Origin of the sequence: Sandarakinorhabdus glacialis, assembly GCF_014643455.1 — a bacterium.
Taxonomy (GTDB): domain Bacteria; phylum Pseudomonadota; class Alphaproteobacteria; order Sphingomonadales; family Sphingomonadaceae; genus Sandarakinorhabdus; species Sandarakinorhabdus glacialis.
The window spans coordinates 192,204-217,815 of the sequence record NZ_BMJM01000002.1 but is presented as its reverse complement, the minus strand read 5'-3'; the positions used below and the strand labels follow the sequence as shown (position 1 = coordinate 217,815).

Below are 25,612 nucleotides of genomic sequence, written 5' to 3'. Positions count from 1 at the left end.
GGAACGACGACCATCACCCGGTCGCTCTTGATAATAACGTTACGCCTTCAGTCGCCACCCGGTGCGCAACACGCGGTAACAGACCAGCCACAGCACGACATCGACCACCAGCAGCACGACCGCGCCCTGCACGAGCAATCCGTCCGACACACCGATAAAGCCGCTGCGAAATCCGTCGATGACGTAAAAGAACGGGTTCGCATGGCTGATCGTCGCCATCACCGGGTTGATCTTGTCGATGGCATAGAATGTCCCCGACAGCAGCGTCAGTGGTTGAATGACGAAGTTGGTCACCGCCGCGGCGTGATCGAACTTGTCGGCCCAGATCCCGGTCAGCACCCCGAGCAGTGAGAGCATGATCGACCCCATCGTACCGAAATACAGCACCAGGAAGATGTTATCGATCGGCACATCCACACCCGGCGCAATCGCCATCACCAGCCACACCGCGATCCCGACCAGCCACGCCCGCGTCAGCGCGCCGCCGACGAACGCCACCAGCAACTCGCCCGCCGACAGTGGCGGCATCAGCACGTCGATGATCGATCCCTGCACCTTCGCCACCAGCAGCGACGACGACGAATTGGCAAAGGCGTTCTGGATCATGCCCATCACGATCAGCCCCGGCCCGAGGAAATCGGCGTACGGCACACCGAGCACATCACCCTTCTGCCCGCCCAGCGCGATCGAAAAAATGACAAGGAACAACAGCGTGGTGATCGCCGGCGCCCAGATCGTCTGCAACTGCACCTTGAAAAACCGGCGCACCTCCTTCAGATACAGTGTCTTCAACCCTTGCCAGTTGACTGAGGCGATCACCACCACACCGGGTTCGGGGTGGCGGGCTTCAGGATTTGGGGGGGACAGCATATGACGGCTTTAATGCCGCGACCCCGCGGACTGCAACCCGCCGCGGCAACAGGGACGAAAAACGATGGCCTGGACCGACGAACGCATTGCCCAGCTCAAAGCCGGATGGGAAGGCGGCATGACCGCCAGCCAGATCGCCGAACAACTCGGCGAAGGCGTCACCCGCAACGCTGTCATTGGCAAGGCCCATCGTCTCGGGCTCGAGGCACGTCCCTCCCCCGTCAAAGGCAGCGAGGACCCCGGCGTCGTCGCACCTCCGGCCGCAGTCGCCGCGCCCCCGGTCGCGCCCCCGCCCAACAGCCCGCCCGCCGCGGTCGCCGCGACCCTCGCGCCGCGCCCGATTGTCGCCAAAAAGCCCGTCCGCACCGGCAAGGCCGCCCGCACCACGCTCCTCGATCTTAACGAGAAAATCTGCAAATGGCCGCTCGGCCACCCTGGCGACGCTGACTTCCACTTCTGCGGCAAGGCTTCGCAAGCCGGTTTCCCTTATTGCACCGAACATTGCCTCCTCGCCTACCAGGCCCAGCTACCCCGCCGCGACCGCGACCGCCGCCCTCCCCCCCAGATGCCAGGCATGCCGCGCCGCTAACGCTCCTTGTCCTCCCCCTAGAGGGGGGGAGGCGACTCGCCCTTCGGCGAGCGGGTGGGGGTGTCCCCCCTCGCCCGCAACAGCACACCTATCACCCCAACCCATTGCGCTCCCCCTCCCCAAACCTTAACCTGCCCATCAATCGCTGGGGAGGCGAGTCATGACCCAAGATCATTTCGACGTGCTGATTGTCGGCGCCGGCCTGTCCGGCATTGGCGCCGCCATCCACCTGCAGAACGACGCCCCGGATCGCAGCTTTGCCATTCTCGAGGGCCGAGACGCCATCGGCGGCACCTGGGACCTGTTCCGCTACCCCGGCATCCGTTCCGACAGCGACATGTATACTCTCGGCTACAAGTTCAAACCCTGGACCGCCGCCAAGGCCATCGCCGATGGCCCCAGCATCCGCAGCTACATCCACGAAGCGGCCGCCGAGCATGATATCGAGCGCCACATCCGCTTCGGCCACCAAGTCCGCGCCGCCGCCTGGTCTTCCGAGACCGCCAGCTGGACCGTAACCGCCGAGAAGTCCGACGGCACCAGCACTGAAATCACCTGCAACTTCCTCTACATGTGTAGCGGCTACTACAGTTACGCCGAGGGCCACACCCCCGATTTCGCCGGCCAGGCAGACTTCGCCGGCCAGGTCATCCACCCACAATTCTGGCCCGAAAACCTCGACCTCACCGGCAAGCAGGTCGTCATCATCGGCAGCGGCGCCACCGCCGTAACCCTCGTCCCCGTCCTCGCCAAGACCGCCGCGCACGTGACCATGCTGCAACGCTCGCCGACCTATGTCGTCAGCCGCCCCGGCCACGACGCCATCGCCGACAAGCTCCGCAACATCCTGCCGGCCAAGCTCGCCTACAGCCTGATCCGCTTCAAGAACGTCAGCCTCGGCATGTTGTTCTACCATTTGACCCGCACCCGGCCCGCCAAGATCAAGGCCCAGATTATTGACGGTGTCCGCGCCGAGCTCGGCCCCGACTACGACGTCGAGAAACACTTCACCCCCAGCTATAACCCCTGGGACCAGCGCCTCTGCCTCGTTCCCGATGCCGACCTGTTCGCCTCGATCAAGTCCGGCAGCGCTTCGGTCGAAACCGACGTGATCGACCGTTTCGACGCGTCGGGCATCCAGCTCAAATCCGGCAAGCACCTCCCCGCCGATGTCATCATCACCGCGACCGGTCTCAAGCTGATCGCGCTGGGCGGCATGAAGGTCAGCGTCGACGGCACGCCCGTCAATCCTGGCGACTGCCTGTCCTACAAGGGCATGATGTTCTCCAACATCCCCAACCTCGCCGTGTCGTTCGGCTATATCAACGCCTCGTGGACGCTGCGTTCGGACCTCATCGCCTATTACGTCGGCCGCATCCTCAACCACATGAAATCGACCGGCACCGTTATCGCCACCCCCGTCCCCGGCCCTGACGTCGTCTCCGAACGCCTGTCGATGGACCTGTCCTCCGGCTACGTCCAACGCGGCGCCGACGCCCTGCCAAATTCGGGCAACCGCGCGCCGTGGAAGGTCACCGCCAACTACGCCCTCGACACAATGGAGCTCCGCTTCGGCAAGGTCGACGACGGCGAACTCAAATTCACCCGCGCCGCGCCAGCCATCGCTGCACAGGCCCCCTTGCTCGCCGAAGCCGCCGAATAACCTAGGCCATCGGCCGATCGATCAGCACCGCCAGCAACAAAGCCGGACCACCATGCGCCACCCACGCATGGTTGGTGCCGCGCTGGATGACCACCTGGCCCGGCTTGATCCGCGTCTCGCCGCCCTCGAGCACCAGCGACGCATCACCCTGCAGCAGGCAGATCACGTCGATCGAATGCGTCTCGTGCATCGCCGGATGCCGCGTCTGGTCGATGATGTGCCGCTCGCCATCGAACCCGGCAAACACCCCCCGCACCACGGCATCGAGCTGCGGTTTCGGCACGCCTTCCGGCAACGGCGCCACCACGAACCAGCGCACCTGCACATTGCCCGGCCGCGGCCCCAAGACCGCGCGCGTCGTCCCCAGATCGTCATGCACCCGCGGGTCGAGCGTCGCCGTCGTCGAATCCTCCCAGATCTCGAACAGCCCACCCAGTTCCGGATCGCCGCTGAACACCGAAGGCCCGCCGTCGAGGATGACCACGGACTGCCCACCGGCATCGTCCCCGGTCACCACCCGCCGCATCGCCTCGCGAAACACAGTCACCCTCTACTCCCTGCCCCTTGCGGGGAGGGCGACTCGGCCCCAGCCGAGCGGGGTGGGGGTCTCCATCTTCCCGTAAAAAGCACTAGATCCGCTCTTTCACATACCGCCCCGGCGCATCCTCGATCGCCGCATATTTGCCCTGCGCCCGGCCCTCGCCCGGCAGCCGCGGCGCGGTCATCCCGCCCGATCGCGGCGTCAACCACGCAATCCAGTCCGGCCACCAGCTACCCTTGGTCTCCAAAGCCCCGGCCACGAAATCATCGAACCGCGCCGGCAGCGTCTCGCTCGTCCAATACTGGTACTTCTTCAGCGACGGCGGATTGACCACCCCGGCGATATGCCCCGACCCCGCCAGCACGAACCGCTTGTCGCCGGTAAAATGGCTCGTCAATTTATAGGCAGACCGCGCCGGCGCGATGTGATCCTCCTTGCCGCCCTGGATATACGACGGCGTCGAAACCGTCCCAAGGTCGATCGGCACGCCGAGCACGGTGATCCCGCCCGGCACCACCAGCAGATTGTCGCGGTAGATGTCCTCGAGATACGACCGGTGCCAAAGCGCCGGCACATTGGTCGCGTCGCTGTTCCAGTACAGCAAATCGAACGGGAAATAGTCCCTGCCCATCAAATAGTTATTAACCACATAGCTCCAGATCAAATCGTTCGACCGCAGCATGTTGAAGGTCATCGCCATGTTGCGCCCGTCGAGCCAGGGCTTGTCCGCCGTGAGCTTGGCCAACGTGCTCATCGTCGCATCATCGACGAACACGCCCAAATCACCGCACTCGCTCATGTCGACCTGTGCCGTGAAGAAGGTCGCCGTCGCCACCTTGCCCGCCTGGCCGCGCGCCTGCAGCACCGCCAGCGTCGCCGCCAGCGTCGTCCCCGCCACGCAATACCCAATCGTGTGCGCGCTCGGCGTCCCGCAGATCTCGAGCACCGCATCGAGTGCCGTCAACTGGCCCTCGCCGACATAATGGTCGAGCGTCACATCGGCAGTCGTCGCATCGGCGCTTTTCCACGACACCACGAACACCGTCAGTCCCTGCTCGACCGCCCAGCGAATGAAGCTCTTTTCCGCCGTCAAATCGAGAATATAGAATTTGTTGATCCACGGCGGAAAGATCAGCAGCGGCGTCGTCAACACGGTTTCGGTCGTCGGCGCATACTGGATCAACTGGAACAGCCGGTTCTCGAACACCACCTTGCCCGGCGTGATCGCGACGTTGCGCCCGACCTCGAAGGCGTCCTCGTCGGTCATCCGCATCCGCCCGGCCTTCAGATCGTCGAGCAGATGCTCCAGCCCCTTCAACAGGTTGGACCCACCACTCTCGGCCGTCTTTTTGAGCACCTCGGGGTTGGTCAGCGCAAAGTTCGATGGCGACATCGCATCGACGAACTGCTTCACCAGGAAATTCGCCCGCGCCTTTTCCTTGGCATCGAGCCCATCGATCCCGGCCGTCGCCTCGAGCACATAGCTCGATGTCAGCAGATAAGACTGGCGCAGGAAATCGAACGCCGGCGCCTGCTGCCAGCCTTCGCCGGCGAACCTTTTGTCCTTCACCTCGGCAACCGGGCTTTTCGCCGTCCCCGGCGTCACGAACGACTGCCACAGCGCCATCGCATCGGTCATGTAGCGCGCCTGCAGATCGAGCAGCTTCTTCGGATCCGCCAACGCCGCCGCCGTCGCCCGCTGCCACGTCGCCATCATGCCGAGCGGATCGGTCGCCGGCATCGTGTCATGCTCCTTCGCCCAGAATTCCATCATCAGCTGCTGGCTCCGCCCCGCCAGGTCGGTCCATTGCTGGAACTGCTGGAGCGCCTGCGGCTCCGGAGCTTTCGACTCTGGCGCTTTCGGCTCTGTCGGCATTTCGGCCATCACGATTTCCCAAGACTATTCGTTACCGCCATTCTGGACGCGAAGCCGCCACGTTCCAACGTCTTTTGCATTCCGCCGACGCAACATCTTTTCATACGCCTCTTTCGGATGCGCGGGGCTTTGGCTAATGTGCCCCGGCCGGTATCGTCCGGGACCACACGGAGATTCAATATGATCAAGAAGTTTATGATCATCGCCGCCGCCCTGATCGCGGCCCCGGTGCTGGCGCAGGACGCTGCTGCCCCCGTTGCCCCTGCCCCTGCTGCCGTTGCCCCTGCTGCCGCTGCCGCCGCCGCTCCTGCTGCCGCTCCGACCCTGCCGCCGTGCAGCGCGACCGTAACCGACGGCTGCCAGCAGACGGCCAGGCAGGAAGCGCGCGCCATGACCGGTGCCCAGGTCGACAAGCGCGACGCCGCCGGCGTCTGGACCCCCGATATCGCGCGGGCTCCCGCGGCCGCCGCCAGAAAGAAAAAATAAAGTCGCCCGCTTCGCCGGGTCCGGCGAGCGGGAAGGACGAGGCCCGCTTGCCCAACCGCATCTCGCGGTGGTCCAGTGGACCTCGTCCTTTTTCGTTTCTGATGGTAAGACTTGAATATGAACGACGATTTCTATCGCATCCGCCGCCTGCCGCCCTATGTGATCGCGGAAGTCAATTCGATGCGCGCCGCCGCCCGCGCCCGCGGCGACGACATCATCGATCTCGGCATGGGCAACCCCGATTTGCCCCCACCGGCGCACGTCATCGCCAAGCTCGCCGAAGTCGCCGCCAAGCCCGACGCGCACGGCTATTCGGCTTCCAAGGGCATCCCCGGCCTGCGCAAGGCCCAGGCCAACTATTACGGGCGTCGCTTCGGCGTCGACGTCGATCCCGAAACCGAAGTCGTCGTCACCCTCGGCTCGAAGGAAGGCCTCGCCAACCTCGCCCAAGCCATCACCGCCCCCGGCGACGTCGTGCTCGCCCCCAACCCGAGCTACCCGATCCACACCTTCGGCTTCATCATCGCCGGCGCCACCATCCGCAGCGTGCCAACGACTCCGGACGAACGCTATTTCGAATCGCTCGAGCGCGCGATGAAGTTCACCGTGCCCAAGCCCTCGGTGCTGGTCATGGGCTACCCATCCAACCCGACCGCCGAGACCGTCGACCTTGCCTTCTACGAACGCGTCGTCGAATTCGCCAAGAAGCATCAACTCTGGGTGCTGTCCGACCTCGCCTATTCGGAGATCTACTTCGACGGCAAGCCGACCCCGTCGATCCTCCAGGTGCCCGGCGCCAAGGACGTCGCCATCGAATTCACCTCGATGTCGAAAACCTATTCGATGGCCGGCTGGCGCATCGGCTTCGCGGTCGGCAACAAGACGCTCATCGCCGCCCTCACCCGCGTCAAATCCTACCTCGACTACGGCGCCTTCACCCCGATCCAGGCTGCTGCCGTCGCCGCCATCAACGGCCCGCAGGACTGCGTCGAAAGCAATCGCCAGCTCTACCACCGCCGCCGCGACGTCCTCGTCGAAAGCTTCGGCCGTTCGGGCTGGGAAATCCCCCCGCCGCGCGCCTCCATGTTTGCCTGGGCGCCCCTGCCCCCCTCTCTCGAGCACCTCGGCAGCCTCGAATTCTCCAAGCAGCTCCTCACCCACGCCGGCGTCGCCGTCGCCCCGGGTGTCGGCTATGGCGAGGACGGCGAAGGCTTCGTCCGCATCGCCCTTGTCGAAAACGAGCACCGCATCCGCCAGGCCGCCCGCAATGTCCGCAAATACCTGCAATCGATGGGCGTCAACACCCCCGCAAAAGCTGCAAACTAGCCACTCTTAACCTCTCCCCTCGAGGGAGAGGTCGGACTCGCGCCTTCGCGAGCCGGGAGAGGGGAAGCTCCGCAAGCTTGACCAATTTAACCAAACAGGTTACAACAGGTCATCAAGCTAAACAACGCGGATCGAGCCTCGCGTCCCAGTGAACTTCTCGTGGTCAACCTACTCTAAACGCAGGATATTCCAAAAAACACCCCGACGCCAAAAAACATTCGCGCGCCACGTCCCCCGCCCCCGGACGGAGCGGGCGAATCGCGTCTTTACGAACGGGGTGAGGGGTCCCCCTTGCACTTTCGCGCCGGCCCCGCGAAGAACCTCGCATATTCGGCCGGAGTCCAGAATGCCAGAACCCCTCAATATCGGCCTCGCCGGTCTCGGCAACGTCGGTGCCGGCGTCGTCAAGCTCCTCGCCCGGAACGCCGATCTCATCGCCCGCCGCGCCGGCCGCCCGATCACCATCACCGCCGTCTCCGCCCGCGACCGCAACCGTGACCGCGGCGCCGACCTGTCGTCTTACACCTGGGTCGACGACGCTGCCGAGCTCAGCCAGCGCGACGATGTCGATGTCGTCGTCGAACTCGTCGGCGGCTCCGACGGCCCCGCCCTGACCTTGGCGCGGCACACCCTCCAGGCCGGCAAATCCTTCGTCACCGCCAACAAGGCCATGCTCGCCCATCACGGCCTCGACCTCGCGCAGCTCGCCGAAACCAAAGGCGCCGCGCTCAAATACGAAGCCGCAGTCGCCGGCGGCATCCCGGTCATCAAGGCGCTCAGCGAAGGCATGGCCGCCAACAGCATCAACCGCGTCTATGGCCTGCTCAACGGCACCTGCAACTACATCCTGACCCGCATGGAAACCGAACGCCTCGACTTTGCCGTCGTCCTCGCCGAGGCCCAGGCCGCCGGCTATGCCGAATCCGACCCCAGCTTCGACATCGACGGCATCGACACCGCCCACAAGCTGTCGATCCTCGCCGCGCTAGCATTCGGCGCCCGCATCGACTTCGCCGCCGTTGCCGTCCAGGGCATCCGCGCCGTCGAGCTCGCCGACATCGACCAGGCCGCCGCCCTCGGCTTCCGCATCAAGCTCGTCGGCCTCGCCGAACATGACGGCGCCACCCTGTTCCAGCGCGTCCACCCCGCCCTCGTCCCGCACGGTCACCCACTTGCCGCCGCATCCGGCGCTCTCAACGCGGTTGCTGCCGAGGGCGATTTCGTCGGCCGGCTATTCTTCCAGGGTCGCGGTGCCGGCGAAGGCCCCACCGCCAGCGCCGTCGTCGCAGATTTGATCGATATCGCGCGCGGCATACAGGGCCCGGCCTTCGGCATGCCGGTCGCATCGCTCACCGCCCTGCCGCCCGCCGACGCCGCCACCCGCCGCGGCCGTTATTATTTGCGCCTTACCGTCGCCGACCGCCCCGGCGTCCTCGCCGAACTGACCGCCGCGCTGCGCGATCACGGCGTCTCGATCGAAAGCCTGCTCCAGCGCGGCCACTCGTCGGCCGGCGACGCCCTTGTCGTCATGGTCACCCACACCGCCACCGAAGCCCAGGTCCTCGCCAGCCTCGCCCAGATGGAGCGCAGCGACGCCGTCACCGACGCCCCCGTAATGATGCACATCCTGGACTTTTGAGCCCCCTCTCCCCCTGCGGGAGAGGGTGACTCGCGCCCTTGCGCGAGGGGGGTGAGGGGTTGCACTCCTGCCCGGTAAGGCCCTACACCCCGGCCAAACCGCCACCCCGGAGCCCTCATGTCCAGCACACCCCCAAGCGCCACGCCGCGCAGCTCCGTCCTCGATCGCGTGCTCGTCCTCGAAATGGTCCGGGTCACTGAAAACGCCGCCATCGCCTGCTCCAAGCTGATCGGCCGCGGAGACGAAAAAGCCGCCGACGCCGCTGCCGTCGAAGCCATGCGCGACGCCCTCAACCAGCTCGATTTCGACGGCACCGTCGTTATCGGCGAAGGCGAGCGTGACGAAGCCCCGATGCTCTTCATCGGCGAAAAGGTCGGCCGTGGCTTCGCCGAGACCGGCGTCGGCACCGGCCCGCGCATCGACATCGCCCTCGATCCGCTCGAAGGCACCACCATCACCGCAAAGGCCGGCCCCAACGCCCTCGCCGTGCTCGCCATTTCCGAGGAAGGCGGCCTGCTCAACGCCCCGGACGTCTATATGGACAAGATCGCCGTCGGCCCCGGCTTCCCCGCCGGCGTCATCGACCTGTCGAAATCCGCCACCGACAACATCAACTCCGTCGCCGCCGCCAAGGGCGTCCGCGCCGACGAACTGATGGTCTGTGTCCTTGATCGCCCCCGCCACGAAGCCCTGATCTCCGAGCTGCGTAGCCTCGGCTGCGGCATCATGCTGATCCCCGACGGCGACGTCGCCGGCGTCATCGCCACCGCCGATCCCGATACCGGCATCGATGTCTACATGGGCTCGGGCGGCGCGCCCGAGGGCGTCCTCGCCGCTGCCGCGCTGCGCTGCGTCGGTGGCCAGCTCCAGGGCAAGCTCATCTTCCGCAACGACGACGAACGCGCCCGCGCCAGGCGCTGGGGAATCGCCGATCTCGACCGCATCTACGACCTCCACGACCTCGCCAGCGGCGACGTCATCTTCGCCGCAACGGGCGTCACCGACGGCTCGCTTCTCAAGGGCGTCAAGCGCCGCCGCGACGGCGTCATCACCACCCAGTCGGTCGTCATGCGCGCCTCCTCCGGCACCGTCCGCTGGGTCGACGGCGAACACCGCGCCCACAATCATGCATAATCTTCTTCCCTCTCCCCTCGAGGGAGAGGGCGACTCGCACCCTTGTGCGAGCAGGGAGAGGGGTACTACCTCCTTAAAATGACCCACGTCTTCAACGTAACCACCTCCATCCTCGGCCAACCCTGGCGCTGGCGCGGCAACGTCACGCCCGGCGGCGATCTCGACGGCCGCGGCGAAGACGAACTCCTCCACCATCTGTTCCGCGCCCGCGGCGCCAACCCCGACGACTTCGCGCGGTTGAAGGCCCCAACCCTGCGCGACTGGCTTCCCGACCCATCGATCTTCCAGGACATGGACGTCGCCGCCACCCGCCTCGCCGACGCCATCGCCGCACAGGAAACCATCGTCATCTTCGGCGATTACGACGTCGACGGCGCCACCTCCGCCGCCGTCCTCATCCGCTACCTCCGCAGCGTCGGCGCGACAGTCGGCCACTACATCCCCGACCGCCTGCTCGAAGGCTATGGCCCCAGCGCCGGCGCCCTCGTCGCGCTCAAATCGAGCGGTGCCGACCTCGTCGTCACCGTCGACTGCGGCACGCAAGGCTATGAGGCTCTTGCCGCCGCCCGCGCCGCCGCGCTCGACGTCATCGTCGTCGATCACCACAAGGCCGCCACACAGCTTCCCCTCGCTCTTGCGCTGGTCAACCCCAACCGCCTCGACGAAACCGACGAAGCCGCCGCCCACGGCCATCTCGCAGCCGTCGGCGTCGCCTTCCTCCTTGCCGTTGCACTCAACCGCACGCTGCGCACCCGCGGGCACTTCGCCGACCGCCCTGAACCCAAGCTCACCCACCTGCTCGACCTCGTCGCGCTCGGCACCGTCGCCGATGTCGTCCCGCTCACCGGCCTCAACCGCGCCTTCGTCACCCAGGGCCTCAAGGTCATGCGCGCCCGCCGCAACATCGGCCTGACCGCGCTCATCGACGTCGCCGGCCTCTTTCGGCCCCCTGCCTGCCGCGATCTCGGCTTCGCGCTCGGACCTCGCGTCAACGCCGGCGGCCGCGTCGGCAAATCCGATCTCGGCGTCCGCCTGCTGACCACCGAGGATCCCGCCGAAGCGCTGGCGCTGGCGCAGGAACTCGATCGCCTCAACGTCGATCGCCGCGCCATCGAGGCCGAAGTCACCGAGGACGCCCTCACCAAGGCCAATCCCGACAGCAACATGGCCGTCGCCGTCATCGCCGGCGAAGGCTGGCACCCCGGCGTCATCGGCATCGTCGCCTCGCGCCTCAAGGAACGCCTGCACCGCCCGACAATCGTCATCGCGCTCCAGGAAGACGGGACCGGCAAAGGCTCGGGCCGCTCGATGCCCGGCGTTGATCTCGGCGCTGCCGTCCTCGCTGCCAAGGACGCCGGACTGCTCATCGCCGGCGGCGGTCACGCGATGGCGGCTGGGCTCACGGTGGCCGCCGACAAGCTCGAAGCCCTGACCCTGTTCCTCAACGACAATCTGTCGGGCGCCGTCGACACCGCCAGCACCGTCCGCGCACTCCACTTCGACGCTGCCGTCGCGCCGCGCGGCGTCTGCCTCATGCTCGCCGAAACCCTCGAAGTCGCCGGCCCCTACGGCCAAGGCTGGTCACAACCCCGCGTCGCCTCGGGTCCGTGGACCGCGGTCGATTGCCGCATCGTCGGCGAACACCATGTCAAGCTGGTCCTGTCCGGTGCCGACGGCGCGCGCTGCAAGGCCATCGCCTTCCGCCACGCCGATACCGCGTTGGGTGCCGCCCTCGCGGGTGCTCGCGGCCGCGCCTTCTACCTCGCCGGCCGCGTCAAGCGCGACGACTGGAAAGGCGAACCCAGCGCCGAAATCGAAGTCGACGATCTCGCCTGGGCCTGAGGCCCCGCTCGATCAGGCCGTAACCGATCCTTGCTAGATCAGGCCGTGACCGGCCGGCGCTGCCAACGCATCGCACCGCCAACGACACCGAAACCGATGATCGACATCGCCCATACAGCCGGCTCGGGCGTCGGGCTTGATTCGGGCAGGGCAGGAACGCCCGGCGCGCCCGGAGGAGGCGGCGATACGATCGGCTGGCCCGGCGTACCAGGCTGAAACCCGACATTGCCAAAACCGCCGCCGCCTCCACCCGAGCCGCCATCGAAGCCGCCACCGCGCCCGCCGCTGATGCCACCACCGCCCATGCCATTGTCGCCCGGCGTCGCGAGGAACACGCTACCCGCATCCCCCAGCCCGACCGCGCCGCCGCCGGCGCCGCCGGGAACGCCCGCAACCTGCACGCAAGGCACCCCTATGGCTGCTGCAACGGGCCCAGGGTTCGACACGATACGATGCACCGCCGGCCGCGGCTTCATCGCCGAACGCACCTTCTGCGCAGCCGGCACGACTGCCGCTCCGGTCGATCCGGCACATACACACATGAGCAATTTGGCGGCAGCAGGCGTCACGGCAAATTCCTTAACCGATGGTTAAAGACGGTTCGTAACCTATTAGAAAGCTTCTGTCGCGCGTGAAGTCACTCGATTAACCATGAATGACAATTCCAACCCTGCCGTCGCATCAAATTGCCCTATCCTGCAAGCAATGCCTTGACGCCGCGAGCCCACACCTCTAGCAGCCCCTCTCCGACCGGTCCCTTCGTCTAGCGGTCTAGGACGTCGCCCTTTCACGGCGAAAACACGGGTTCGATTCCCGTAGGGATCACCAGCCTTCAAATCATGGCAACGGCAGCTAGCGCGGCGGCATGCGCAGCCCGCCATCAAGCCGCAGCGCCTGTGCATTGAAATAGCTGTTGCGGATCAGTTCGAGCACCAGGCTGCCGAATTCGCTCGGCTTGCCCGGCCGCTTGGGAAACGGCACCGAAGCCGACAGCACATCGAGCACCTTGGCCGGGACCCCCAACATCGGCGGCGTCGCAAAAATCCCCGGCATGATCGAATTGACCCGGATGCCCAGCTCCATCAGGTCGCGCGCCATCGGCAACACCAGACCGTTGACCCCGGCCTTGCCCGATCCGTAACCTACCTGCCCGACCTGCGCGTCCTGCGCCGCCGCTGACGCCGTCAGCGTGATGACGCCGCGCTCGCCGTCCTCGAGCGGCTCCAGCCCCGCCATGCCCAGCGCCGACAGCGATGCCAGTCGATAGCTCGCCACTAGGATCCCCAGGATCGAATATTCATAGTCCACCGTCGAAAATCGCTTGAACCCGCCATTCTCGCGGTCGCGCCCCACCGTCTTGCCGCCACGCGACGTCTGCGCGCAATGCACCAGGATTCGCTCCTGTCCATGCGTCGCCCGCGCTGCTTCAAAGCCGGCAACCACGCTGTCCTCGTCGGTTACGTTGACCTTGCAAAAGAGCCCTTCGATCTCGGCCGCGATCGCCGCCCCCTTGTCCGCATTCAGGTCGAAAATCGTCACCCGCGCCCCTGCCGCCGCCAAGGCCCGCGCGCTCGCCTCGCCCAACCCCGACGCGCCGCCGGTCACGACAGCGGCGGTATCTCTGGTGATGTCCATGCGGAATCCTGTGCGGTTATCGACGTGAAAGCGTCGATTCCTACCCCCCGCCACCATCCCCCGCGAGATGCAAATGTCGCAGCTTGGCAAACACGATAAACGGCTCCCTGCACCGCCCGAGTTTCAACTTCCTGTTTTGTCGAATTCAATGCTAGGTAAACAGTCAGGGACAGGTACTTGCCCGGCCTGGCACATGAAAGCGCGAGACCTATGCTGATACGGGCTGGCTACGATATCGGTTTCTCGACCAATTACAGCGTCCCGATGCTGGCCAACCTCAGCGTCCATCCCTCGCGCAACAAGGATCTGCGCACCGCCCAGCGCATCATGACGACTCCCGACGTGCCGATGTACGACTACCTCGACAGCTTCGGCAACATCTGCACCCGCCTCACCATTCCGGCCGGCGGCATCACCATCTCCACCGGCTTCGTCATCGAGGACCCCTTCCTCCCCGACGACGTCGACACATCGGCGCAGCAGGTCCCCATCGAGGACCTCCCCGACGAGGCCATGCTCTACCTGCTCAGCAGCCGCTTCTGCGAGACCGATCGCCTGTCCGACATCGCCTGGTCACTGTTCGGCGGCGTCGCCAAGGGCTGGCCCCTCGTCCAGGCCATCGTCACCTATGCCCACGAGCGCATCACCTTCGATTATCAACAGGCGCGCCCCACCAAATCGGCATGGGACGCTCACGAGGAGCGCGTCGGCGTCTGCCGCGACTATGCGCACCTCGCCGTCGCGCTCTGCCGCTGCATGAACGTGCCCGCGCGCTACTGCACCGGCTACATGGGCGACATGGACCTGCCCGCCATCGTCGGCGACATGGATTTCTCGGCCTGGTTCGAAGCCTATCTCGGCGGCCGCTGGTACACGTTCGACGCCCGCCATAACTACCCCCGCAAGGGCCGCATCCTGATGGCCCGGGGCCGCGACGCCGTCGACGTCGCGCTCACCAACACTTTCGGCCAAGTCCAACTGGCGCGCTTCAACGTCTACACCGACGAAGACCGCCTCGGCATGATTGCCAGCCGCAACTAACCCCACAAACGATCGTCATGCTGAACTCGTTTCAGCATCCACCGCGCCGCCAAGCCAACCCTACGAAACAGCGCCACCCCGCCCTTAATAATCCAGCTCCCCCCGGTGCTTCTCGATAAAGTCCGCCCACCGCACCGGTTGCCGCCCGGCAATCCCCGGAAAATTGTCAAACACATCGTCGGCGCCCGGGATCGTCCCCGCCGCATAGCGTTTCCAATGCTCGTACACACAGCCCATGTACGCCATCTCCGCCCCGGCATCGATCATCGACTGCAGGAACACCTCTGGCGCCAGTGGCTCATACCGGAACGGCTTGCCGATGATCGCCGTCATCATTGCCGCAATCTCGCCAAATCCCTTGGCGTCATAACCCAGCCGGTACGTCTTGCCGCCGTGCAGCTCGGGATGCGCCAGCGCCAGTGCCGCAACCTGCGCCACGTCTTCGACATCGACCCAGCTCAGCCGCGCATCCGCCACGAACGCGTTGATGACGCCATCGTTGACCGCCTTCTTGCCGCCGTAGCTCAGCAAATTCTGCATGAAGGTCTCGGGCCGCAAATGCGTCCAGGTAAATCCCGACCACTCGATATAGCGCTCGACCAGCTGGTGCCACGCCCAATGCGCCACCGTCGTATCGTCACGCCCGCACGCTCCCAAATGCACGACATGGCTCACCCCGGCCTTTTTGGCATTGTCGAGCAACGCCTTGCTCTGGCGCAACATGTCGACCGTATATCCCGTCACCACGAACAGCCGCTCGACACCCTCCAGCGCCGGCAAATGCGTCGCCTCGTCGTCGAGATCGAAGATCACAGTGGCGATCCCCCGCGCCGACAGCGGCGCCGCTTTTGCCGCCGATCGCACCGCCGCTACAATCTCGACATCCGCGCGCCCGGCGAGATGATCGAGCGTCCTGCTGCCCACCTGCCCCGTCGCACCGGTGATGAGGATCCTCGGTCGTCCGTTTGCCATCGTCATTTCACCACAAAGCAGTACCCCGTCCTAGGCAGCGCGGCACCACCCGTCCAGACGCACGCGCGTCACGACACCGGCTTTACGCAATAAGGTTCGTCGTCTAAGCATTCCAGAGGGAGACAGGAATGCAGCACGACAAACAAGATGCCAGGCTGGATGGCCCTCTCGACGGCATCCGTGTCGTCGAGCTCGGCCAGCTCATCGCGGGGCCGTTCTGCGGCCAACTCCTCGGCGATCTCGGCGCCGAAGTCGTCAAGATCGAGCCGCCCGTCACCGGTGACCCCATGCGTCAATGGGGCCAGGGCGACCGCCCGAGCTGGTGGCGCGTCATCGCCCGCAACAAATATTCGGTCGCGCTCGACCTGCGCGCCGCCGAAGGGCAGGACATCGCCCGCGCCATGATCGCCAAGGCCGACATCCTCATAGAGAACTTTCGCCCCGGCACCCTCGAAAAATGGAACCTCGATCCCGCCGACCTGCGCGCTGCCAACCCCGGTCTCATCGTCGTCCGCGTCTCGGGCTATGGCCAGACCGGCCCTTATGCCGCGCGGGCCGGCTTCGGCGGCATCGGCGAGGCCATGGGCGGCTGGCGCAGCATCGTCGGCGACCCAGGCAGCGCTCCGGCCCGGATGGGCGTCTCGATCGGCGATACTCTCGCCGCCACCTATGGCTGTCTCGGCGCCCTCGCCGCGCTCCACCACCGCAATCGCACCGGCGAAGGCCAGGTCGTCGATTCCGCCCTGTACGAAGCCGTCCTTCAGGTCATGGAATCGAGCGTCGCCGACTATTCCGCCAGCGGCCACAAGCGCACCCGCACCGGCTCGGTCCTGCCGGGCATCGCGCCCTCCAACGTCTATGCCTGCAGCGACGGCGAATATCTCATCGGCGCCAATCAGGACGCCGTCTTCGCCCGCCTCGCCGCCGCAATGGGCCGCCCCGAACTCGCCGCCGACCCGCGCTACGCCACCCACCTCGCCCGCGGCGCGCATCAGGCCGAACTCGACGCGCTTATCAACGCCTGGACGCAAACCCTCACCGTCGCCGAACTCGAGGCCCAGATGATCGAGGCCGCCGTGCCCGCCGGCCGCCTGTTCGATCCCGGCGACATGATGGCCGACCCGCATTTCGCCGCCCGCGAGGCACTCGTCACCCTCGACGATATCGAACTCGGCCCGGTCACCATGCAGGGCGTATTCCCCAAATTGTCGGGCACCCCCGGCAGCATCCGCCGCCCGGCACCGCGCACCGTCGGCGAAGACAGCGAAGCCATTCTCGAACGCTGGCTCGGCCCGGCAAAAGGTGAGCCGGCATGATCATCCTCCACGGCGGCCCGACCCCCAACGCCCGCAAGATCGCCATCGCGCTCCTCGAAATGGAGCTGCCGTGGCGGCTCGAGCCCGTCGACATCCTCGCCGGCGACCAGCTGACCCCGGCCTTCCTCGCGCTCAACCCCAACAACAAGACGCCGGTCATCGTCGACGAAGACGGCCCGGGCGGCGGCGAGTTCATCCTCTGGGAAACTGGCGCCACCCTGCTCTACCTCGCTGAAAGGACCGGCAAATTCACGCCCGCCGATCCCGCCGCCCGCGCCATCTGCTGGCAATGGCTGATGTTCCAGGTCTCTGGCATCGGCCCGATGTTCGGCCAGGAAGCGCACTTCACCCACTACGCCGCCGATCGCCACGAATATTCGATCCAGCGCTATTCTCGCGAAGTCGACCGCCTGATGCGCGTCCTCGACGGCCGCCTAGCTGTCGCCGAATGGCTCGCCGGCGACACCTACACCATCGCCGACATGGCCACCCTGCCCTATCTCCGCCGCCAGCTCATCGACAATGCCGGCAGCTTCCCCAACGTCGAACGCTGGGCCACCGCCATGCTCGCCCGCCCCGCCGTCGCCAAAGGCATGACCGTCGGCGTCGCCCGCGCCGAAACCATCGAAGGCGGCTTCACCGGCTTCACCGGCTTCACCGAAGAACACCGCTCGATCCTCTGGGGCAACCGCCAGCACAACAGGTAGGAATCCGTCATGCTGAACTCGTTTCCATCGCGCCCCACGCGAGCTTTCGCCGGCCATACCCCGAACGCCGGCGGGCCCTAAAACCCTCGCACCGCCCCATGCATCGCATCGCCAAACATGTTCGACCACTCACGCGCACTCAGCACCTGCTGCCGCCCCGTATACTTCGCCGGCGGCACCAGGTCCGCCCGCGTCATCGCCCGCACCACCGCCGGCCGCGCCCGCACCCGCTCCATCCAGTCCCGCGTCGCCGGAAAATCCCCGCCGCCGACTCCGATCGACCCCGACACCGCCGTCCCGGAAAAATCGCCATGTCGGCAATGCTGTATTCTGCCCCACCGACATACAGGCTCTCGGCCAGTCGCCGTTCGAGCACCGCCAGCAACCGCGCCAGCTCACGCGTATAGCGCTCCACGGCATAATCCTGCCCGGCAGGTGCATAGCGCAGGAAGTGGCTCGCTTGTCCCCCCATCGGACCCAGTCCCGCCACCTGCCAGGTCAGCCACGACAGCACAGATGCCCGCGCCGATCCCGAAACCGGCAAAAACTGCCCCGCTTTTTCCGCCAGATACTGCAGGATCGCCCCCGACTCGAAAACCGCAACACCCCCATCGACGATCGCCGGCAGCTTGTGATTGGGATTGATCCGGCCGAATGCCGCCGTCAGCTGGTCACCATCGAATATATCGTACGGAATCACCCGGTACGCCAATCCGGTTTCCTCGAGCATGATGGCGATCTTCTGCCCGTTCGGCGTCGCGCAATAATGCAGGTCGATCATCACGACACCTTGAAAAGCTGGTGCCGCACGCCCGCCGCGGTGCGTTCGCCCATGCCGACCGCCAGCACCCCATTGAGCCAGCCATGCACGCTGCTCGCCGTCTCGAACACCACCGCGATCCGCAGGTAATACAGCGCCGGATCGACCACCGGCGCCGCCGGATCGGCGAACGCCCGCCGCACCGCATCCGGCACCACGCTGCGCCCGGAATAGGTCAGGTAGATCAGGCTGTCGTCATCGGTTCGCCACACCGCCCGCGCATCGAACGTCCCCACCGAATCGCCGTTTTCCAGCACCCCCAATTGCGACCAGTTGCCTCCGCCCGGCAGCACGATGCCCGACAATCCCGGCCCCAAAAACCGCCCGCCGCTGATATAGCCGACGCGCCGGCTGCCCCACGGCGACCGGCCCAGGTCCATGATGCCGCCGCCGACCTCAAAGTCGACCGTCGCCAGGAATTCCCCCGACAGGCCCGGCAAGCTGGCGAAAGCGCGATCATCGTTCACAGGCAGTTTCCCTCGCTCGGCTGTAGACAACCCTGAATATCATTCGTATACTAAGGGTCAATAAAATTGACGGTTAGCAAACCCGGACAAACGATCCGGAGCAGCCGACGACACATGGGGGGATACAATATGCGGCCAATCAACAACATAATGGTGTCGACCGCGGCACTCGCCGTCGCGATCGCGGCAGCCGGCACGGCAACAGCGCAGCAAGCCCCCGCAGCCGGCGCGCCGGCACCAGCTTCCTCGCTGTCGGCAGCCGCCGACGACAACACGACGACAATGGCCGAAATCGTCGTCACCGCGCAAAAGCGCGAGCAGCGTCTGCAAGACGTGCCAATCTCGATCTCCGTCGTCTCCGGCAAGCAGTTGAGCGATTTCCAGGTCAACGACATCAAGGGCGCGATGAACCTCATCCCCAACGTCTTTGTCCAATCGACCGCCGGCAACGACGTCATCTACATCCGCGGCTTCGGCTCCCCACCCGCCAACTTCGCCTTCGACCAGTCGGTCTCGCTCTATGTCGACGGCATCTACGCCGGCCGTTCGCGCCAGGCCCAGGCGCCCTTCTTCGATCTCGCCCGCGTCGAGGTCCTGCGCGGGCCACAAGGCGCGCTGTTCGGCAAGAACACCGCCGCCGGTGCCATCAACATTGTCTCGGCCGGCCCGACCAAGACCTTCCAGGCCGAAGTCAACGGCCTCTACAATTTCGATTTCAAGGGCCCCGACGTCTGGGGCTGGGTCGCCGGCCCGCTTACCGACACCCTCGGCGTGCGGCTTGCCTTCAAGTTCCTCGACCAGGACGGCTATATCTACAACCGCGCCACCGAACAGGACGAACCCCAGACCAAGCAACAGGTCGGCCGCCTCACTATGGCATGGGCGCCCTCCGACAACTTCGATTTCACCGCCCGCGTCGAATATGCCAACCGCGACATCGTCGGCGGCATCACCGTCTCGAGCCCCATCAACACCGAGCAGAAGCCCGGCACGACACGCTTCCTCCAGGAGTCGGCCCTCGGACCCGAAGGCACCCAGAACGAGTCGGTCATTGTCTCGGGCACCGGCAACCTGGCGCTCGGCGAATTCACCCTGACCTCGGTCACCGGCTATTCCTGGTTCAGCGCCAACACCGTCAATGGCTTCGACCAGACAATTCCCGGCGGCGGCGGCACCGTTACCAACAATTCGGTTTACAACTCATTCCCCGAACGCTTCGACCAGTTCTCGCAGGAGATCCGGCTGTTGTCGCCGACCGGCAAGACGCTCGAATATATCGTCGGCGCCTATTACGACAAATCAAACTACACCCTCGACCAGCTCCAGGGCTTCAATATCCTCAACCTGTTCGGCAGCCCCTATTTCGGCCGCATCGACAGCCGCTTCAACCAGGAAGCCGAATCCTATTCGTTCTTCGGCCAGGCCACCGTCCATGTCAGCGACCAGCTGCGCCTGATCGGGAGCCTGCGCTACACCCACACCCACAAGGACGGCGATTTCGCTTCGCGGCTGGTGTATGGCCCCTTCGCCATCCGCCCGATCTCGAGCGCTGTCGGCACCATCGATGAGAGCAACACCGATCCGTCGGCAACCATCCAGTACGACATCAACGACCGCATCATGGTCTATGCAACCTACGGCCGCGGCTCGAAATCGGGCGGGTTCGTGAGCAACACGCTCGGCACCACCAACGCCACCTTCACCTTCCGTCCGGAGCGTTCGCGCAACTACGAAGCCGGCATAAAATCGACTTTTGCCGACGGCAATGTCGTTGCCAATGTCTCGATCTACAACACCCAGTTCGAGGACCTGCAGGTCTCGGTGTATCAACCCGCCAGCTCGACCTACCTGACCGGCAACGCCGCCAGCGCCACGTCGAAGGGCATCGAAGGCACGCTCAGTGTCTTCCCCGCCCCCAATTTCGATATCACCGCCTCGGCGTCGTACCAGGACATCAAGTACGACGATTATCCCGGCGCCGCCTGCCTCGCCAGCCAGCCGGCGACCTGCCGGCCAGCCACCAACAATCTCGCCGGCGTCGCCCCTGCCTATTCGTCGAAGTTCACCGGCAACCTCCAGGCGCACGGCCGCTTCGACCTGTCGGAAACCCTCCGCTTCGACGCCACCGGCATCGTCGCCGGCCGCTCGAAATTCTATAATTCGGACAATCAAAGCCCCGTCTTCGGCATCCAGCAAGGCTTTGCCAAAGTCGATCTGCGCTTGCAGCTGGCGGCGCAAGACAACAGCTGGCACGTCGCCCTGGTCGGCAAGAACCTGACCAACCAGCGCACCACCGGCAGCGCCTTCAACCTGCCGGCGCCGATCACCGCCGTACCGCGCGTCATCCTCTACCTCGAACCGACCCGGAACATCGCCATCGAAGCCGGCTTCAAGTTCTGACCATGGACGCCGCCGCGATCGCCGCCTTCCTCGACAGGCAGGCAGCGATCGCGGTCGTCGCCGGCTACGCAACCGCGCTCGACGCCCGCGACTGGCCCGGCTACCGCGCGCTGTTCGCCGACACCATCGCCATCGACTATGCCGCCATCGGCTCGATCACGGCGACGATCTCCGCCGACGACTGGACCGATCGCTGCCGCACCCTCGAAGGCTTTAACGCCACCGCGCATCAACTCCACAACCTCGACGCCGTGATCACCGGCGACACCGCCGTCGTCACCAGCATCGTTGACGCCCAGCATTTCGTCGCCGGCACCCCGTCCGCGCAACTGATCGGCCGCTACCGCCACGACCTCAGGCGCTCCGCCGACGCCTGGCTGATCACCGGCGTCACCCTGGCCGTTATCGGCTACCCGACCGGGCGCCCCGCATTCGACGCCTGTTTCGCCGCGGCCCGCGCCATCTTCGCCGAAAGACATCCCGCATGATCCACGTCTATTTCACCCCGACCCCCAACGGCCACAAGGTCTCGATGATGCTCGCCGAAATCGGCCTCGACCATCAGCTCATTGCCATGGACATGTTGAAGGGCGATCACCTCACCCCCGCCTACCGGATGATAAACCCCAACGGCCGGCTGCCCGCCATCGTCGACACCGATCCCATCGGCGGCGGTGAACCCCTCGCGGTCTTCGAATCCGGCGCCATCCTCCTCTACCTCGCCGAGAAATCCGGGCAACTCCTCCCCACCGACGCCCGCCGCCGCAGCCAGGCCCAGCAATGGCTGATGTGGCAGATGGCGAGCTTTGGCCCGATGCAGGGCCAGGCCCACCACTTCATCCGCTACGCCCCGGAAGGCCAGGCCTACCCCATCGAGCGCTACCGCAACGAGACCATCCGGCTCCTCCACGTCCTCGAAGGCCGCCTCCGCGAAGCCGAATATCTCGCCGAGGAATACTCGATCGCCGATATCGCCGTCTGGCCCTGGACCCGCGCCATCCGCGCCATCGGCCTCAACCTCGATGAATACCCGTCAATCCGCCGCTGGTTCGACACCATCGCCGCCCGCCCTGCCGTCCAGGCCGGCACCGGCGTCACCAACACCGCCAACCTCTCGAGCGCCCGCCCCATGCTCACCCCCGAACAATGGTCCAACCTGTTCGGCGACAACATGCTCCGCGCCCCAACGCTCTCATAAATACCTGTCATCCCGGGCTCGACCCGGGACCCAGTTACTCCCTGCTATAGCGAGTCATGCGTCCCCCACTGCCGCTCTACCACACCCCCGATCCGCCGCACCGCCAGCCACGCCCCGCCGCCCAGCCCATCGTCCTCGACCAGGTCGATCACCCCCTCCGCGATATCCTCCGCCGAGCACCGCTCATTGTTCGCCAGCACCGGCGCCATCCAGTCGGCCGCCCCATCCGCCCCCGTCTTGAACAGGATCGGCGTATCGGTCAGCCCCGGCAGCACCGCCGCCACGCGCACGTTCCAATCGTCCTTGAGGGGCGCACAGCAGCGCGTGAACATCATCACCCCCGCTTTGGTCGTCGCATACATCGCATCACGAAACCCCGTCCCCAGCGCCACCGTCGACACCGTATTGACGATCACCCCGCCACCATTGTCCCGCATCGCCTGCGCCATGATCTGCGTCGCCGTCACCAGCGAGGTCAAATTGACGTCGATGATCCAGTGCAACCGCAAGGCATCGGCATCCGGAAACTGCGGCGCGCCCGAGACCACGCCGGCATTATTGTGCAGGATATCGACCGCCCCCTGCCCCGCAAACCAGTCCGCCGTCGCTCCGATATCGGCAAGATCGAGCACCACCTGCTCCACCACCGCGCTATGTCTCGCCATAGCCGCCGCCGTCCCGGCCAGCCCCGCCGCATCGACATCGACCAGCACGATCCGCGCCGCCCCGCGCGCCGCCAACGCCACCGCGCTTGCTCGCCCAATCCCCGAAGCCGCCCCGGTGACGATCGCGCTCTTGCCCGGAATGTTCATCCAGCCTCTCCCCGTTACCGTTCAACCGTAAACCACGTTGACAGTAATACTTAAAGACCTAAGGTTTTTCTGAGCCGGACAACCGGCCATTGGGGAAAGCCAGAAACATGCCGACGACGACGGACGCCTTTGCCCCACCAACCGCCTCCGGTAACGCCCGCCGCACCGTCGCGCTCTGGATGCTGTTCGCCGTCGGCACCATAAACTTCGTCGATCGCCAACTGCTCTCGGTCCTCGTCGAGCCGAACCGCACCGAAATGCACTTCACCGACACCCAGTTCGGCCTGCTCACCGGCCTCGCCTTCGCACTGTTCTACGCCGCCATGGGCATCCCGGCCGCGATGATCGCCGACCGCTGGAACCGCGTCCGGCTGATCGGCGCCGCCTGCCTCGTCTGGAGCGTCTTCACCGCCGCCTGCGGCCTCGCTACCTCGTTCACTCAGCTCGCCATGCTGCGCTTCGGCGTCGGCGTCGGCGAAGCCGGCGGAACCGCCCCGTCCGTCTCGGTCCTCGCCGACTATTATCCGCCCGAGCGCCGCGCCCTGGTCATCGGCCTGTTCACCCTCAACGGCCCGCTCGGCGTCTTCATCGGCGCCGCCTTCGGTGGCTGGGCCGCTGCCCAGTTCGGCTGGCGCGGCGCCTTCATAGCTATCGGCCTCGTCGGCGTCGTCCTGGCGCCCTTGCTAATCCTCGTCGTCCGCGAACCCGCCCGCGGCCAGATGGACAAGGCCCAGCCTTCCGAAACCGCCCTCCCCCTCGGCGCCGTATTCACCACCTTCCTGCGCACCCCGTCCCTGCGCCTTCTGATGGTAGCCAGCGGCCTCGCCGCTTTTGTGAGCTATGGCATGCTAAACTGGATCCCGGCCTTCCTGATGCGGACCCAGCACATGCCGCTTTCGGCCATGGCGACCTGGTTCGCCCCCGCCGCCGGCATCACCTTCGGCATCGGCATCTTCGGCGGCGGCGCCCTCGTCAGCCGCGGCGCGCTGAAGTCGCCGCGTAGCTACGCCATCGTCCCCGGCATCGCCACCCTCATCCTCATACCCACCCTCATCGCAGCGCTCTGGGTCGAGGACTGGCGCCTGTCGCTCCTCCTCCTCCTCATCCCGATGGCCGCCTGCACCATCTATGTCGCCCCCGCCCTCGCCCTCGTCCAGAACCTCACCGCCCCCCGCGCCCGCGCCACTGCCACCGCTATCCTGCTGCTTATGTTCAACATTATCGGCCTCGGCGGCGGGCCGCTGTTCATCGGCATGATCAGCGACGCGCTGCAACCCGTCCACGGCACCGACAGCCTGCGCTGGGCCTTACTCGCTCTCGTCCCCGTCGCCGCCGCAGCCGCCGCCGCGCAACTCGCCATGTCGCGCCACCTCGACCGCGATTTCGCCGCATGAACGTCACCGGCCAGACCGCCTTCATCACCGGCGGCGCCAGCGGGCTTGGTTTTGCCACGGCGCAAGCCCTCACCGCCGCCGGCGCCCGCGTCATCATCGCCGACATCGACACGGCCCGCGTCGAATCCGCCGCCGCCGACCTCCGCGCATCCGGCGCCGAAGCCCTCGCCATCACCCTCGACGTCACCGACGAAGCCAATTGGGCCACCGCCGGCGCGCAGGCGACCGCCTTCGGCCCGGTCTCGATCCTGTTCAGCAACGCCGGCGTCGGCGGCGGCTCGGGTCCGTTCGAGGAATACGACACCGAAGTCTGGCGCTGGAACTACGCCGTCAACGCCCATGCCCACCTTTATGCCTGCCGGACCTTCCTCGGCGCCATGAAGGCCGCCGCCAAGCCCGCGCACCTCGTCATCACCTCGTCGATGGTCGCCATCGTCCCGCCGCCGATCTCGGTCGCCTATATCAGCTCGAAATACGCCACTCTCGGCATCGCCATGGCACTGCGCAACGAGCTCGCTGGCACCAATGTTGGCCTCTCGGTGCTCATGCCCGGCATGTCCGCCACCCGCATCGTCGAAACCACTCGAGACCTCCGCCCGGTCGCCATCGAAGCCGGTCAAGCCGCCACCACCAGCGCCGCCATGCAGAACGTCCTCGCGGGCGGCATGCCCCCCGCCCGCGTCGGCGAGCGCGTCGTCCAGGCCATCGAGAACGACGAATTCTGGATCTTCACCCATCCTGAATGGAAAGCCATGGCCGAGCTCGTCACCGCCGACATGCTCGCCGCGTTCGGCGCCTCCGCCGACGCATCCTACCGCGGCGACGACATCGACGGCCTCATCGCCGCCAACAAAGGGCGCATGTTCGGCGCCCCTCAGGAGTGA

The 25,612-nt window shown here is 65.9% G+C and carries 24 protein-coding genes and 1 tRNA gene; 16 read left to right on the top strand and 9 right to left on the bottom strand.

What is annotated here, in order from left to right; translation table 11 throughout:
- Positions 1 to 39: 39 nt before the first annotated feature.
- Positions 40 to 870 (bottom strand): ABC transporter permease, encoded by an 831-nt coding sequence (locus IEW98_RS03950; protein ID WP_188761629.1) that lies wholly within the window; start codon positions 868 to 870, stop codon positions 40 to 42.
- A 64-nt stretch (positions 871 to 934) separates the two neighbouring features.
- On the opposite strand from IEW98_RS03950, the gene IEW98_RS03945 reads away from it, so the two are divergent.
- Positions 935 to 1,459 (top strand): GcrA family cell cycle regulator, encoded by a 525-nt coding sequence (locus IEW98_RS03945; protein WP_188761628.1) that lies wholly within the window; start codon positions 935 to 937, stop codon positions 1,457 to 1,459.
- Positions 1,460 to 1,619: 160 nt separating this feature from the next.
- Positions 1,620 to 3,122, top strand: coding sequence for a flavin-containing monooxygenase (locus tag IEW98_RS03940; protein WP_188761627.1), 1,503 nt, complete (start codon positions 1,620 to 1,622; stop codon positions 3,120 to 3,122).
- A 1-nt stretch (position 3,123) separates the two neighbouring features.
- On the opposite strand, the gene IEW98_RS03935 is transcribed toward IEW98_RS03940, so the two are convergent.
- A complete protein-coding gene (locus IEW98_RS03935; RefSeq protein ID WP_188761626.1) occupies positions 3,124 to 3,669 on the bottom strand; it encodes a cupin domain-containing protein in 546 nt (181 codons plus the stop codon).
- Between the two features lie 82 nt (positions 3,670 to 3,751).
- Complete coding sequence (locus IEW98_RS03930) at positions 3,752 to 5,539, bottom strand: PHA/PHB synthase family protein (protein WP_188761805.1); 1,788 nt, start codon at positions 5,537 to 5,539, stop codon at positions 3,752 to 3,754.
- A 180-nt stretch (positions 5,540 to 5,719) separates the two neighbouring features.
- On the opposite strand from IEW98_RS03930, the gene IEW98_RS03925 reads away from it, so the two are divergent.
- From IEW98_RS03925 to recJ, 5 genes are all read left to right on the top strand, one after another.
- A complete protein-coding gene (locus IEW98_RS03925; protein ID WP_188761625.1) occupies positions 5,720 to 6,025 on the top strand; it encodes a hypothetical protein in 306 nt (101 codons plus the stop codon).
- Between the two features lie 117 nt (positions 6,026 to 6,142).
- Positions 6,143 to 7,351, top strand: coding sequence for an LL-diaminopimelate aminotransferase (locus IEW98_RS03920; protein WP_188761624.1), 1,209 nt, complete (start codon positions 6,143 to 6,145; stop codon positions 7,349 to 7,351).
- A gap of 346 nt (positions 7,352 to 7,697) precedes the next feature.
- Positions 7,698 to 8,990 carry a homoserine dehydrogenase gene (locus IEW98_RS03915; protein ID WP_188761623.1) on the top strand — a complete coding sequence of 431 codons (1,293 nt, stop codon included), beginning with the start codon at positions 7,698 to 7,700 and terminating at the stop codon, positions 8,988 to 8,990.
- A 117-nt stretch (positions 8,991 to 9,107) separates the two neighbouring features.
- On the top strand, positions 9,108 to 10,124 hold the full coding sequence (gene glpX, locus IEW98_RS03910; protein WP_188761622.1) for a class II fructose-bisphosphatase: 1,017 nt from the start codon (positions 9,108 to 9,110) through the stop codon (positions 10,122 to 10,124).
- 78 nt (positions 10,125 to 10,202) lie between these two features.
- Positions 10,203 to 11,966 carry a single-stranded-DNA-specific exonuclease RecJ gene (gene recJ, locus IEW98_RS03905; RefSeq protein ID WP_188761621.1) on the top strand — a complete coding sequence of 588 codons (1,764 nt, stop codon included), beginning with the start codon at positions 10,203 to 10,205 and terminating at the stop codon, positions 11,964 to 11,966.
- Positions 11,967 to 12,004: 38 nt separating this feature from the next.
- Here recJ and IEW98_RS03900 read toward each other — a convergent pair whose 3' ends face one another.
- A complete protein-coding gene (locus tag IEW98_RS03900) occupies positions 12,005 to 12,535 on the bottom strand; it encodes a PEPxxWA-CTERM sorting domain-containing protein (protein WP_188761620.1) in 531 nt (176 codons plus the stop codon).
- A 183-nt stretch (positions 12,536 to 12,718) separates the two neighbouring features.
- Here IEW98_RS03900 and IEW98_RS03895 point away from each other — a divergent pair.
- Positions 12,719 to 12,794, top strand: a tRNA-Glu gene (locus IEW98_RS03895).
- 24 nt (positions 12,795 to 12,818) lie between these two features.
- On the opposite strand, the gene IEW98_RS03890 is transcribed toward IEW98_RS03895, so the two are convergent.
- Complete coding sequence (locus tag IEW98_RS03890; RefSeq protein WP_188761619.1) at positions 12,819 to 13,601, bottom strand: SDR family NAD(P)-dependent oxidoreductase; 783 nt, start codon at positions 13,599 to 13,601, stop codon at positions 12,819 to 12,821.
- A 210-nt stretch (positions 13,602 to 13,811) separates the two neighbouring features.
- On the opposite strand from IEW98_RS03890, the gene IEW98_RS03885 reads away from it, so the two are divergent.
- Positions 13,812 to 14,642: a transglutaminase-like domain-containing protein gene (locus IEW98_RS03885; protein ID WP_188761618.1), complete on the top strand. Its 831-nt coding sequence runs from the start codon at positions 13,812 to 13,814 to the stop codon at positions 14,640 to 14,642.
- Between the two features lie 84 nt (positions 14,643 to 14,726).
- Here IEW98_RS03885 and IEW98_RS03880 read toward each other — a convergent pair whose 3' ends face one another.
- Complete coding sequence (locus tag IEW98_RS03880) at positions 14,727 to 15,614, bottom strand: NmrA family NAD(P)-binding protein (RefSeq protein WP_188761617.1); 888 nt, start codon at positions 15,612 to 15,614, stop codon at positions 14,727 to 14,729.
- A 128-nt stretch (positions 15,615 to 15,742) separates the two neighbouring features.
- Here IEW98_RS03880 and IEW98_RS03875 point away from each other — a divergent pair, with 128 nt between their 5' ends.
- On the top strand, positions 15,743 to 16,930 hold the full coding sequence (locus tag IEW98_RS03875) for a CaiB/BaiF CoA transferase family protein (protein ID WP_188761616.1): 1,188 nt from the start codon (positions 15,743 to 15,745) through the stop codon (positions 16,928 to 16,930).
- Positions 16,927 to 17,637: a glutathione S-transferase family protein gene (locus tag IEW98_RS03870; RefSeq protein ID WP_188761615.1), complete on the top strand. Its 711-nt coding sequence runs from the start codon at positions 16,927 to 16,929 to the stop codon at positions 17,635 to 17,637. Before IEW98_RS03875 ends, IEW98_RS03870 begins: the two co-directional genes overlap by 4 nt.
- 193 nt (positions 17,638 to 17,830) lie before the next feature.
- Here IEW98_RS03870 and IEW98_RS03865 read toward each other — a convergent pair whose 3' ends face one another.
- Together IEW98_RS03865 and IEW98_RS03860 are read right to left on the bottom strand one after the other, a co-directional pair.
- The gene (locus tag IEW98_RS03865; RefSeq protein ID WP_188761614.1) at positions 17,831 to 18,418 is read right to left on the bottom strand and encodes a glutathione S-transferase N-terminal domain-containing protein; all 588 of its coding nucleotides are present in this window, start codon (positions 18,416 to 18,418) and stop codon (positions 17,831 to 17,833) included.
- Entirely contained in the window at positions 18,418 to 18,924 is a 507-nt protein-coding gene (locus IEW98_RS03860; protein WP_188761613.1) for a DUF3237 domain-containing protein, read from the bottom strand. The genes IEW98_RS03865 and IEW98_RS03860 overlap by 1 nt, the downstream gene beginning before the upstream one ends.
- A 129-nt stretch (positions 18,925 to 19,053) precedes the next feature.
- Between IEW98_RS03860 and IEW98_RS03855 the strand changes: the two genes are divergently transcribed.
- Genes IEW98_RS03855 through IEW98_RS03845 form a run of 3 tightly spaced genes read left to right on the top strand, consistent with a single transcriptional unit; the run spans position 19,054 to position 22,522 of the window.
- Positions 19,054 to 21,324 (top strand): TonB-dependent receptor, encoded by a 2,271-nt coding sequence (locus tag IEW98_RS03855; RefSeq protein WP_188761612.1) that lies wholly within the window; start codon positions 19,054 to 19,056, stop codon positions 21,322 to 21,324.
- 2 nt (positions 21,325 to 21,326) lie between these two features.
- Positions 21,327 to 21,812 (top strand): nuclear transport factor 2 family protein, encoded by a 486-nt coding sequence (locus IEW98_RS03850; protein WP_188761611.1) that lies wholly within the window; start codon positions 21,327 to 21,329, stop codon positions 21,810 to 21,812.
- On the top strand, positions 21,809 to 22,522 hold the full coding sequence (locus tag IEW98_RS03845) for a glutathione binding-like protein (RefSeq protein WP_188761610.1): 714 nt from the start codon (positions 21,809 to 21,811) through the stop codon (positions 22,520 to 22,522). Before IEW98_RS03850 ends, IEW98_RS03845 begins: the two co-directional genes overlap by 4 nt.
- A 44-nt stretch (positions 22,523 to 22,566) precedes the next feature.
- Here the strand turns inward: IEW98_RS03845 and IEW98_RS03840 are convergent, their stop codons facing one another.
- Complete coding sequence (locus IEW98_RS03840; RefSeq protein ID WP_188761609.1) at positions 22,567 to 23,334, bottom strand: SDR family NAD(P)-dependent oxidoreductase; 768 nt, start codon at positions 23,332 to 23,334, stop codon at positions 22,567 to 22,569.
- Positions 23,335 to 23,441: 107 nt separating this feature from the next.
- Here IEW98_RS03840 and IEW98_RS03835 point away from each other — a divergent pair, with 107 nt between their 5' ends.
- Together IEW98_RS03835 and IEW98_RS03830 are read left to right on the top strand one after the other, a co-directional pair.
- Positions 23,442 to 24,728 (top strand): spinster family MFS transporter, encoded by a 1,287-nt coding sequence (locus IEW98_RS03835; RefSeq protein ID WP_188761608.1) that lies wholly within the window; start codon positions 23,442 to 23,444, stop codon positions 24,726 to 24,728.
- Positions 24,725 to 25,612: an SDR family NAD(P)-dependent oxidoreductase gene (locus tag IEW98_RS03830; RefSeq protein ID WP_188761607.1), complete on the top strand. Its 888-nt coding sequence runs from the start codon at positions 24,725 to 24,727 to the stop codon at positions 25,610 to 25,612. Before IEW98_RS03835 ends, IEW98_RS03830 begins: the two co-directional genes overlap by 4 nt.

Bases quoted from the DNA above. Each gene is read 5' to 3' on its own strand.
- IEW98_RS03950 (WP_188761629.1), bottom strand. From the start codon at position 870: ATGCTGTCCCCCCCAAATCCTGAAGCCCGCCACCCCGAACCCGGTGTG.
- IEW98_RS03945 (WP_188761628.1), top strand. From the start codon at position 935: ATGGCCTGGACCGACGAACGCATTGCCCAGCTCAAAGCCGGATGGGAA.
- IEW98_RS03940 (WP_188761627.1), top strand. From the start codon at position 1,620: ATGACCCAAGATCATTTCGACGTGCTGATTGTCGGCGCCGGCCTGTCC.
- IEW98_RS03930 (WP_188761805.1), bottom strand. From the start codon at position 5,539: ATGCCGACAGAGCCGAAAGCGCCAGAGTCGAAAGCTCCGGAGCCGCAG.
- IEW98_RS03925 (WP_188761625.1), top strand. From the start codon at position 5,720: ATGATCAAGAAGTTTATGATCATCGCCGCCGCCCTGATCGCGGCCCCG.
- IEW98_RS03920 (WP_188761624.1), top strand. From the start codon at position 6,143: ATGAACGACGATTTCTATCGCATCCGCCGCCTGCCGCCCTATGTGATC.
- IEW98_RS03915 (WP_188761623.1), top strand. From the start codon at position 7,698: ATGCCAGAACCCCTCAATATCGGCCTCGCCGGTCTCGGCAACGTCGGT.
- glpX (WP_188761622.1), top strand. From the start codon at position 9,108: ATGTCCAGCACACCCCCAAGCGCCACGCCGCGCAGCTCCGTCCTCGAT.
- recJ (WP_188761621.1), top strand. From the start codon at position 10,203: ATGACCCACGTCTTCAACGTAACCACCTCCATCCTCGGCCAACCCTGG.
- IEW98_RS03890 (WP_188761619.1), bottom strand. From the start codon at position 13,601: ATGGACATCACCAGAGATACCGCCGCTGTCGTGACCGGCGGCGCGTCG.
- IEW98_RS03885 (WP_188761618.1), top strand. From the start codon at position 13,812: ATGCTGATACGGGCTGGCTACGATATCGGTTTCTCGACCAATTACAGC.
- IEW98_RS03880 (WP_188761617.1), bottom strand. From the start codon at position 15,614: ATGGCAAACGGACGACCGAGGATCCTCATCACCGGTGCGACGGGGCAG.
- IEW98_RS03875 (WP_188761616.1), top strand. From the start codon at position 15,743: ATGCAGCACGACAAACAAGATGCCAGGCTGGATGGCCCTCTCGACGGC.
- IEW98_RS03870 (WP_188761615.1), top strand. From the start codon at position 16,927: ATGATCATCCTCCACGGCGGCCCGACCCCCAACGCCCGCAAGATCGCC.
- IEW98_RS03865 (WP_188761614.1), bottom strand. From the start codon at position 18,418: ATGATCGACCTGCATTATTGCGCGACGCCGAACGGGCAGAAGATCGCC.
- IEW98_RS03855 (WP_188761612.1), top strand. From the start codon at position 19,054: ATGCGGCCAATCAACAACATAATGGTGTCGACCGCGGCACTCGCCGTC.
- IEW98_RS03850 (WP_188761611.1), top strand. From the start codon at position 21,327: ATGGACGCCGCCGCGATCGCCGCCTTCCTCGACAGGCAGGCAGCGATC.
- IEW98_RS03845 (WP_188761610.1), top strand. From the start codon at position 21,809: ATGATCCACGTCTATTTCACCCCGACCCCCAACGGCCACAAGGTCTCG.
- IEW98_RS03840 (WP_188761609.1), bottom strand. From the start codon at position 23,334: ATGAACATTCCGGGCAAGAGCGCGATCGTCACCGGGGCGGCTTCGGGG.
- IEW98_RS03835 (WP_188761608.1), top strand. From the start codon at position 23,442: ATGCCGACGACGACGGACGCCTTTGCCCCACCAACCGCCTCCGGTAAC.
- IEW98_RS03830 (WP_188761607.1), top strand. From the start codon at position 24,725: ATGAACGTCACCGGCCAGACCGCCTTCATCACCGGCGGCGCCAGCGGG.